Below are 9620 nucleotides of genomic sequence, written 5' to 3' on the forward strand. Positions count from 1 at the left end.
GAAGTAAGGATGCCAATGAAGGCTCTGTACAAGGCCGGCCCGCAAGCCGGTTTCGAACTCGTTGACCGTCCGGAACCCGCGGCTGGCCCGGCGGACGTCAAGATCCGGGTGATGACCACCGGGATCTGCGGAACCGACCTGCACATCCAGTCCTGGGATGCCTGGGCGCAGGGAATGATCGAGGCTCCGCTCATCGCCGGCCACGAGTTCTACGGCGAAGTGGTGGAAGTGGGCGAGGACGTCCGCGAGGTCAAGGTCGGCGACCGTGTCTCCGGCGAAGGCCACGTGGTCTGCGGCATCTGCCGCAACTGCCGTGCCGGGCGCCGGCAGATGTGCATCCATACGGTCAGCGTGGGAGTCCAGCGCGACGGCGCCTTCGCCGAGTTTGTGGTGATCCCCGAGACGAACGTCTGGGTCCACCACGACCCCTCGGTCACGCCGGAACTCGGAGCCATCTTTGACCCGTTCGGCAACGCCGTCCACACCGCGCTCAGCTTCCCCCTGGTGGGCGAGGATGTGCTCATCACTGGCGCAGGTCCCATCGGCCTGATGGCCATCGCTGTCGCCCGCCACGCCGGGGCGCGGAAGATCGCCATCACGGATGTCTCACGGCCCCGCCTGGAGCTGGCCAAGCAACTGGGCGCCGACCTCGCCATCGATGTCTCCACGACCCGGGTCCGTGACGCCCAGCGGGAGCTTGGCATGCGGGAGGGCTTCGACGTCGGGATGGAAATGTCCGGCCACCCCACCGCCCTGCCTGAGATGATCGACAACATGAACCACGGTGGCCGGATCGCCATGCTGGGGCTGCCCAGCCAGGACATCACCATCGACTGGGGCAAGGTGGTCACCCACATGCTCACGCTCAAAGGCATCTACGGCCGCGAGATGTACGAAACCTGGTACGCCATGAGCGCCATGCTCTCCTCCAACCCCGTGCTGCACGCCGGAATCTCCGCCGTGGTCACGGACATGCTGCCCGCCACGGACTGGGAGAAGGGCTTCGGCATCGCCCGCAGCGGTGTGGGCGGCAAAGTTGTCCTCGACTGGACCCGACTGTAAGGAACCCCATGTACACCTCCATCAAGGACCAGCTCCGCGACGAACTGGATGAGATCCGCACTGCCGGGCTCTATAAGACCGAGCGCAGCATCAGCTCACCGCAGTCCAGCCACATCACCGCGGGGCAGATCGGCACTCCGGGTACCGACGTGCTGAACTTCTGCGCCAACAATTACCTGGGCCTGGCAGACCACCCGGACATTATCAGCGCGGCCAAAGCCGCCATGGATGAACGCGGGTTCGGCATGGCCAGCGTCCGGTTCATCTGCGGCACCCAGGACCTGCACCTGGAACTTGAAGCCAGGGTGTCCGCGTTCCTGGGGACCGAGGACACCATCCTTTTCTCCAGCTGCTTCGACGCCAACGGCGGCGTCTTCGAATCCCTCCTTGGCCCCGACGACGCCGTCATTTCAGACGCACTCAACCACGCCTCCATCATCGACGGCATCCGCCTGTGCAAGGCCCGCCGCTACCGTTACGCCAACCAGGACATGGCCGAACTCGAGGCCCGGCTGCAGGAGGCACAGGACGCCCGCCGGAAGCTGATCGTCACCGACGGAGTGTTCTCGATGGACGGATTCCTCGCCCCGCTCGAGGCCATCTGCGACCTCGCCGAAAAGTACGGCGCCATGGTGATGGTGGACGATTCCCACGCGGTGGGCTTCATGGGGGCAACCGGCGCGGGCACCCCCGAGCATGCAGGGGTTTCGGACCGGGTGGACATCTACACGGGAACCTTCGGCAAAGCCCTGGGCGGGGCGTCCGGCGGCTACGTGTCCGGCCGCGGCGAGATCGTGGCCATGCTGCGGCAAAAGGCACGGCCGTACCTGTTTTCCAACTCGCTGGCTCCCGCTATTGTGGCGGCGACGGTCAAGGCGCTCGACCTCGTGGAGAATTCGGCGGAACTGCGGCGCCAGTTGTTCGAGAACGCCGCACTGTTCCGCCGCAGGATGACCGAGGAAGGCTTCGACCTGCTCCCGGGCGAGCATGCGATCGTGCCCGTCATGTTCGGCGACGCCGTGATGGCGGCCAACGTGGCCGACCGGATGTTGCAGCACGGCGTCTTCGTCACCGCGTTCAGCTTCCCCGTGGTCCCGCGGGGTGCCGCCCGGATCCGGGTGCAGTTGTCCGCGGCGCATTCAGCGGACGACGTCGAAGCATGCGTTCGTGCCTTCGTCGCCAGCCGTGCCGGGGCCGCAGCCTAAAGGGGAGCGCCGGGGGACTTCCAGCCAGGCAGGAGTTCCTGCGGGCCCTATCTCTGCGAGGATGGACCGATGGCAGCACATTACGATGTCCTGATCGTTGGCGGCGGCATTGCCGGCCTGTCCCTGGCGTCCGCATTGGCGGGACGTTGCAGCGTGGCGCTGGTGGAGGCGGAGCAGGAGCTGGCGTACCATACGTCCTCCCGCTCCGCCCGCCAGCTCATCCCCAGCTACGGACCACCCGTGGTGCAGGAACTCACCGTCCGGACCCTTGAATTGCTCTCGGCCCGCGATCAGGAACTGCAGGAACCGGTCCTGACGCCGCGCAGTTTCATGCTGATCGGCTCCGAGCCGGAGGTGGCTTCCGAGGCCAGCGGACACATGCAGCCGATCACGGTCGACCGTGCCCTCGAGCTGTGTCCAGCCCTCCTGCCGGGAACATTCACGGCGGCCGGGCTGGACACCGGTTCCTTCGGCTGCAATGCACCGGTCCTGTTGGAAGATCACCGCAAGAGCGCGCTCGCCGCAGGGGCGGACATCATTACGGGTGCCCGCGTCCATTCGGCCCAGCGGCTGGGTTCGGGATGGCAGGTGGGTGCCGGAGCCGAGGGTTTTGAGGCCGGCGTCCTGGTCAACGCGGCGGGTGCCTGGGCCGACGAGCTCGCCGTGATCAGCGGCGTCGAGAAGCTCGGCCTCCAACCGTACCGGCGCACTGCGGCGATTGCCGCCGTCGAACGCCCTCTGCCTGAAGGCAGTCCCATGGTGGCGGCAGCAGACAACACGTTCTACTTCCGCCGGGACGGTGACGATGTGCTGATTTCGCCGTCGGAATCAGTGCCCAGTGGTCCGGAGGACGCGCGGCCGCGGCCCGGCGACGTGGAGCGCCTGGTGGAGAAGCTGAACTCTCTCACCAGCCTCGGTATCACGGCAGTTCGCCGGGCCTGGACGGGCCTGCGCACCGAAGCGGCCGACGGGGTACCCGTGGCGGGGTTCGACGCGGAAGCAGCCGGGTTCTATTGGCTTGCGGGGCAGGGCGGCTACGGCTTCCAGACTTCCGCGGCCCTGGCGGAGCTGGCGGCCACCCAGATCCTTGCCGGACAATCCGGACGCGGCGACACAGGCGGGACGAGTCCGGAATACCGGACAGCGCACGCACTGGCTGCCACCCGCTGGTCCATCCGACGCTGAAGAATGGTCCCATGAGCACCCTGATCACCAATATCGCCGAGCTGATGACGCAGGACCTCGAACACCGGCTCCTGAAGGACGCCGCGGTAGTGGTTGAGGGGGAGCGCATCTCGTGGATCGGCGCTGCGGCTGACGCACCCGCCGCGGACGACGCCGTCGATGCCGGCGGAAGGGCCATGCTGCCGGGGTGGGTGGACTCCCACAGCCACCTGCTGTTTGCCGGGGACCGTACGGCAGAGTTTGAAGCCCGGATGGCGGGCGAATCGTACGCAGCCGGCGGCATCGCCGTCACCATGAATGCCACCAGGGCCACGTCCGATTTTGATCTTACGCGGCTGGCGATGGGCCGGGTAGCCGAGGCCGTCTCGCAGGGAACCACCTACCTGGAGACGAAGACCGGATACGGCCTTGACATCGAAAACGAGGCCAGAAGCGCCCGGATCGCTTCCACGGTGGCAGACCAGGTGACCTTCCTTGGGGCGCACCTGGTTCCTGCCGGCCAGGACCCGGAGACCTACACGGACCTGGTCTGTGGTCCGATGCTCGCCGCCGTCAGGCCCTATGTCCAATGGGCCGACGTTTTCTGCGAGGAAGGCGCCTTCACTGCAGAGCAGTCGCGCCGCGTCCTGCTGGCCTGCCGGGCTGCGGGGCTTGGCCTGCGCGTGCACGGCAACCAACTGGGCGAGGGGCCGGGTGTGCAACTTGCCGTTGAGCTGGGCGCCGCCAGCGTGGATCACGTCAACTATCTTTCCGGGCAGGACGTAAAGGCGCTGGCGGCCTCGTGGTCGGGGTGGGACCCCGCGGCCGGAACGGGCGACCGGGGAACCGTGGCCACCTGCCTGCCCGCTTGCGACCTTTCCACCCGCCAGCCGCTGGCCCCCGCCCGGGCACTCCTGGATGCGGGAGTCCAGGTGGCGTTGGCCTCCAACTGCAATCCGGGTACGTCCTACACAAGTTCCATGGCGTTTTGCGTCACCACCGCCGTCCTCCAGATGCACCTGAGCGTGCACGAAGCCGTACGCGCTGCCACCTACGGCGGTGCGCTGGCGTTGCACAAGGAAAGTGGCCGCGACGTGGACGGTGAACGCGCCGTGGGGTCGATCGCCGTCGGGCACCGGGCCGACCTGCAACTGCTGAACGCCCCTTCCGCGACGCACCTTGCTTACCGCCCTGGCATGCCGTTGACGTACGCTGTGTGGCGGGCCGGAGTGCGGGTGCGGTAAAAATCGCCGGATTGATGATTGTTCTTGATTGTTTGCCCTGGGTTATAATCAGGAAACGTCATCCGGGTGTGGTGGCTGGTGTATGGAAAGGCCTCTTGCATGACGCGCACTGACCGGCTGACGGCAATTCTTGACCTGCTGGCCAAGACCGGCCAAGTGGAAGTTGACGAGATCGTCAGCACCCTCAATGTTTCTCCGGCCACTGCCCGCCGCGACCTGGACAGCCTTGCCAAGCGGCGGCTGCTGACCCGAACCCGCGGCGGCGCCACCACCGGCGCCTTGGCCTACGACCTGCCCGGACGTTACAACCGGGACGATCACGCAGAGGCCAAGGAACAGATCGCGCAGTGCGCGTCGGCCTTGATCCGGCCCGGAGCAGTCATTGGTCTGTGCGGGGGAACCACCAGCACGGCGCTCGCGCAGATTCTGGCGACCCGGGAAGACCTCAACGCCCCGTCCAACCAGCCAACCCTCACCGTGGTCACCAATGCCATTAACATTGCCGGCCAGCTGGCGGTGCGGCCCAACATCAAGGTGATGGTCACCGGGGGCATCCTCAACCCGCGCTCCTACGAGCTGGTGGGACCGTACACGGACATCATCATGCAAAAAGTGGTGCTCGACATCGCGTTCATCGGCGTCAACGGCATCGATCCCGAAGTGGGGCCAACCAACACCGGCGAAGGGGAGGCCTCAGTCAACGCCCTGCTCGCCAGCCGGGCCCGCGTTTCCTACGTCCTGGCCGACTCCTCCAAAGTGGGTGTCCGGGCCTTCGCCACCATGGACGGCTACGACTTCACCCGGCTCATCACCGATTCCGGCATCTCTGCCCGCGACAAGGCGGCATTCGAAGCCCGAGGCACGGAAGTGATCATCGCTCCCGCCTGACTCGCGCGGTGTCTGATTTCCCGCCTGGCTCCTCGGTGTCGCCAAGGCTAATGGCCCACACGGCCGTTCCATCAGCCCGGATCCAGAAACTGAAGGCAAGATGGGAACATGCTGGTTCCCTCCCGCCGTCGCCTGCGGCTCGAAGTCTGGATCGTCCTGGGCCTGTCCCTCGGCCAGTCGGCTGTCTACTCTGTGGTGCAGCTGCTGGATAAGATGACCCGTGCGCCGCTGGCGGAGGGCACCTCCACGCTGAACCGGTCGCAGAGTACGCGCGAGTACTTCGACCTGACCTACCAGCTGCTGGACATCATCTTTGCTCTGGTTCCCGTGCTGCTGGTCCTCTACTTCCTCACGGACCAGCGCCAGGCTGCCCCGGGCGAGGCCGGTCAATCGGGTTCTGCGTTCCGGAAACTTGGGTTCAACTTTGCACGGCCTGGAAGGGACCTGCTGCAGGGCCTGGGACTGGCCGCCCTGATCGGGATACCGTCGCTGGGTCTGTACGCTGCCGGCCGTGCGTTGGGAATCACGACGGCGATCATCCCCAGCGCGCTCGACGCCTACTGGTGGACGGTGCCCGTCCTGATCCTGTCTGCCATCAGGCACGCCGTCCTGGAAGAAGTCATCGTGGTGGGCTACCTCCTGGACCGTTTCGGCAAATTCGGTTGGAGCGCACCTCTCGCTATCGCCGTCAGTTCCCTGCTGCGTGGCAGCTACCACCTGTACCAGGGCTTCGGGCCGTTCATTGGCAACGCGATCATGGGTGTGGTCTTCGCGTGGCTGTACACCCGAACCCGACGCGTGATGCCGCTGGTCATCGCCCACGCCCTGCTGGATATCGTGGCTTTCGTCGGCTTCAGCCTCTTTGGCAAGGCCGTGGGGCTGGGGTAGCACGGAGACTTTATCCGCCGCTGGCAGCCCCTGCGGAAGGTGTTGATCTCTGGGTTGGTAGTCGTGGATCGTATACAGCGTGAGCACTGGGTTGATATGCGTGACGCCCCACTCAGGTGTGCGACGCCAGCTGTTGCCAATCGGCTTGCGGGTCGGCAGGCAACCGGAATGGCACGGCGAAGAAGTCGTCCCACAGGGAATCAGTGCAGCAAAACTCATCCGGGTCCAGGAGGTGGTTGCCTTGTGGTTCCTCGGGTGGCGGGTCCGGCCATGCGGGCATCCCGGCGATGAGTTGCTGGAACTGCTGCTCCTCCAGCTGCCATACCGGGTCCGGCAGTGTTGAAGTGGTCGTCACCTCCGGAGAAGTTGAGGTCCTCGGCGGGGCGCCCCTCTCATTTAGCCCCGCGTCAACATTCACCGGCAGGGTTGCTGGTGGCCACTGGGTTGGTTCCCGGTCTGGTTGTTCAGGTTTGTAGTGTCGGCCGGTGGGTGAGGTCCAGCCGGGTGGCTCATTCGTTGTTGCGGGTGTTGGTATCCAGGGTCTGGCGTGTTTGAGCCGGTGGTGCTTGGGGCAGAGCTGGCCGAGGTTGCTGGCGCCGGTGGTGCCGCCGTGTTCCCAGGCGGTGAGGTGGTCGGTGTCGTTGTCCGTGGTGCGGTTGTTGCAGCCGGGGAAGGTGCATTTACCGTCGCGCATCCGGATCCATTTCTTGATGGTCTCGGGCAGCCGGTAGCGGGTTCGGCCGATTTCCAGGGGTGCCCCGTCGCGAGGGTCGACCAGGACCCGGTAGAACGATTCCGCCCCGTCCGCGACGAGCCTCCGCGCCATCGACGCCGGGATAGGCCCGAACCCGTCCAGCACGGCTGGCTCATCGGTGAGGCCAAGCAGCGAAAACACCGGCACCATGACCAGGACCTCCGCCCGCGGAACGGGAACCTTCCCAAGCCCGCCAGCGGTCCCCGCACCGTCGGTCCCAGTACCCTCGGTGCTGGCCATACCGGTGGCATGCACCGGAGCCGTGTCGCGGCCGGCCCCAGTTGTAGCCGCGCTGGCGTGTTCGGTGCCACCGGTGGAGGAGGTGCCACCGGTGGAGGTGGTGCCGGACCCGAGGGCCGGGTTGGTGTGGTCGGTGTGGTTGGTGCTCCCAGCAGCCGCAGTGCTGAGCCCGGCGCCGAGGAGGAGGCTGGCGGCGACGTCGGCGCGGAGTTGGGTGAGGGTCCGCTCTTCCGTCGGGCCTTGGAGGCCGCGGGCGGTGGCGGTGCTGCGGTTCCAGATGGCACAGGCGGTGTCACCGGGCAGGTGGAGCGAGATCCAGCCCATGCCGTCGCGGTCCGGGGTGTAGTCCATCCGCCGGTCCGACACCCCCTTGGCGTGGCGTTTCTCCAGGGTTTCGGGGTGGTGGCGTTCCCGCCACCCACGGACCTTCGCCCGGAACCGGGACGGAACGAGTTCACCGGGTGCGGCGCCTCGGGCGGGGTTGGGTGCGTCGGGGTCGAAGAAATGCGCCACCAGCCCGGCAGCACCTGCGGGCGTGAGGCCCTCGGTCTCATCGGCCACAATCCGGGCGTGCTGCCAGGACACGGCACCTGCAGCCAGGGCCTCAAACAAAGGCGGCAGGGAACAGACCCGCCGTGCCTGCCCTACCAACGCCCCCGCCGCCCCGGAACTGATCGTCAGGACCCCGGCAATCTCCTCCACCACTGACATCTCCGCGAACGTGCAGTCCTGAACAGAGGTGTTCGGGGCAAGCATTGCCTGCTGGAACTCGATAGCGTCGACGGCATCCTGTGCCTGTCCCGCTGCGAGTTGCGCGGCCAGCCGGGACCGAAGTTCCATCCTCTCCAGGCGGATCTCATACCGGCGCTCCAACACATCAACACCGTCACCAACACAAGCACTGGCGGAAGCCAAGGAAGCATCTTCAAGGTCCAGCGCATCCAAGGCAGCGACAGAGGCACGAACACCCTCCATCACCACCGCCGGATCCGTACCAATTCCCATAAAAACATCATCCAACGAGGGTCTGACATTCAAAGCCGAGGCGTGTGATTCATGGCCGCTTCCAGATCAGAGATGCCAGATGACGCCTAAAAGAATTCGGCCGCCATCGGGTGGTGACGCCGTTGTCACCACCCGATGGCGGCCGAAGCTGTTTGGGCGCAGGCCCGTAGGACCCCTCTCCGGAAATAAGCCGGAGAGGGGTAGGAGAGGATCAGATGGTGACGGCCCCGTTTGCCGTTTCAAACGTGACGGACAGAATGCCGGGGGTGCCGTGCGGGGCTACCCATTCGACCGCAACGTCCTCAAGCGGCTTCTCCACCGGCTCGCCCAGCCACTCGGTCACCCGCGACGCGGAGCCGGCAATGGTCAGGCAGCTCATCTTGAGATTGCTCTCGTAGGCGTTGGACGGGTGCAGGGACGGGTCGCCTTCCCACTTCAGCATGTAGGGAACCTGGGGGTCTGCAATGAGGCCCAGGATGCCAATCTGCTTCCAAACGAGTTCGCGGCCGTCCGGGAACTTGCGGTTGCCGTTCACGGCGGCGCGGCCCAGGCGTTCCTCGAACGGGGCGAGGTTGTCCACTTCGACGCACCATCCCATCCAGCCGCCGCCCGCTGCGGATCGGGCACGAACTGCCTGTCCGAACGGTGCCTTATCCGAGGCCGGGTGGTCCAGGACCTCCACAACTTCGAGGTATTTGTGCCCGGCGAGGGGGATGATCATATTCCGGGTGCCGAACCGGGGGTGGACCCCGCCCTTCACTGCCTCAACGCCGAGGGCAGTTGAAATACGTTCGGTAGTGGCCGCGAGGCCATCGTGTTCACAGGCGTAAGAGACGTGATCCATGCGCATGGCAACATCTTGGCACTTTGTGATCAGGCTCTCAGCTAAGGGTACCCTTATTTGGATTTTCGCCTCCGGCCGTGGTCAAAGTCCGGCCCCGCAGCCCGGCCCCTAACCGGCGATGTAGTAGCCGGAGGTGTCGGCGATGAGGTGGACGGTGCCGCTGGAGTTGTTGGTCAAGGCGATGGTTCCGTCGGCGGCGACGGGGGTGATGACGAGGTTGGGGGTGGTTTGGTCGGTGCTGAAGTTGAGGTTGGAGGTTCCTGGGGTGGGGGTGCCGCCGGCGTGGACGGTGATGTTGCCGAAGCTGGTGGGTGCGGTGACGGTGA

Annotated in this window: 9 protein-coding genes; 6 read left to right on the forward strand and 3 right to left on the reverse strand. The window is 65.9% G+C overall.

Going from position 1 to position 9620, the window contains the following annotated elements; translation table 11 throughout:
• Positions 1–15 precede the first annotated feature (15 nt).
• The 6 genes from tdh to AB4Y79_RS20530 all read left to right on the forward strand — a co-directional run bounded on the left by tdh (position 16) and on the right by AB4Y79_RS20530 (position 6451).
• Positions 16–1062, forward strand: a complete 1047-nt coding sequence (gene tdh, locus AB4Y79_RS20505; RefSeq protein WP_441865861.1) for an L-threonine 3-dehydrogenase — start codon at positions 16–18, stop codon at positions 1060–1062.
• An 8-nt stretch (positions 1063–1070) separates the two neighbouring features.
• Positions 1071–2267: a glycine C-acetyltransferase gene (locus AB4Y79_RS20510; RefSeq protein ID WP_441865864.1), complete on the forward strand. Its 1197-nt coding sequence runs from the start codon at positions 1071–1073 to the stop codon at positions 2265–2267.
• 69 nt (positions 2268–2336) lie between these two features.
• Positions 2337–3452: an NAD(P)/FAD-dependent oxidoreductase gene (locus tag AB4Y79_RS20515; RefSeq protein ID WP_441865866.1), complete on the forward strand. Its 1116-nt coding sequence runs from the start codon at positions 2337–2339 to the stop codon at positions 3450–3452.
• An 11-nt stretch (positions 3453–3463) separates the two neighbouring features.
• Positions 3464–4675: an imidazolonepropionase gene (hutI, locus tag AB4Y79_RS20520; protein WP_441865868.1), complete on the forward strand. Its 1212-nt coding sequence runs from the start codon at positions 3464–3466 to the stop codon at positions 4673–4675.
• Positions 4676–4774: 99 nt separating this feature from the next.
• Positions 4775–5563 carry a DeoR/GlpR family DNA-binding transcription regulator gene (locus AB4Y79_RS20525; protein WP_387453911.1) on the forward strand — a complete coding sequence of 263 codons (789 nt, stop codon included), beginning with the start codon at positions 4775–4777 and terminating at the stop codon, positions 5561–5563.
• A 108-nt stretch (positions 5564–5671) separates the two neighbouring features.
• A complete protein-coding gene (locus AB4Y79_RS20530) occupies positions 5672–6451 on the forward strand; it encodes a CPBP family intramembrane glutamic endopeptidase (protein ID WP_441865871.1) in 780 nt (259 codons plus the stop codon).
• A gap of 112 nt (positions 6452–6563) precedes the next feature.
• On the opposite strand, the gene AB4Y79_RS20535 is transcribed toward AB4Y79_RS20530, so the two are convergent.
• The 3 genes from AB4Y79_RS20535 to AB4Y79_RS20545 form a co-directional block, all read right to left on the reverse strand.
• Complete coding sequence (locus tag AB4Y79_RS20535; protein WP_441865873.1) at positions 6564–8450, reverse strand: HNH endonuclease signature motif containing protein; 1887 nt, start codon at positions 8448–8450, stop codon at positions 6564–6566.
• Positions 8451–8661: 211 nt separating this feature from the next.
• Positions 8662–9300, reverse strand: a complete 639-nt coding sequence (locus AB4Y79_RS20540; RefSeq protein ID WP_441865875.1) for a VOC family protein — start codon at positions 9298–9300, stop codon at positions 8662–8664.
• Between the two features lie 102 nt (positions 9301–9402).
• Positions 9403–9620: hypothetical protein (locus AB4Y79_RS20545; RefSeq protein ID WP_441865877.1), on the reverse strand; the 218-nt coding region annotated here is incomplete at its 5' end.

This window comes from Pseudarthrobacter sp. YAF2 (genome assembly GCF_052113345.1).
Classification (GTDB): Bacteria; Actinomycetota; Actinomycetes; order Actinomycetales; family Micrococcaceae; genus Arthrobacter.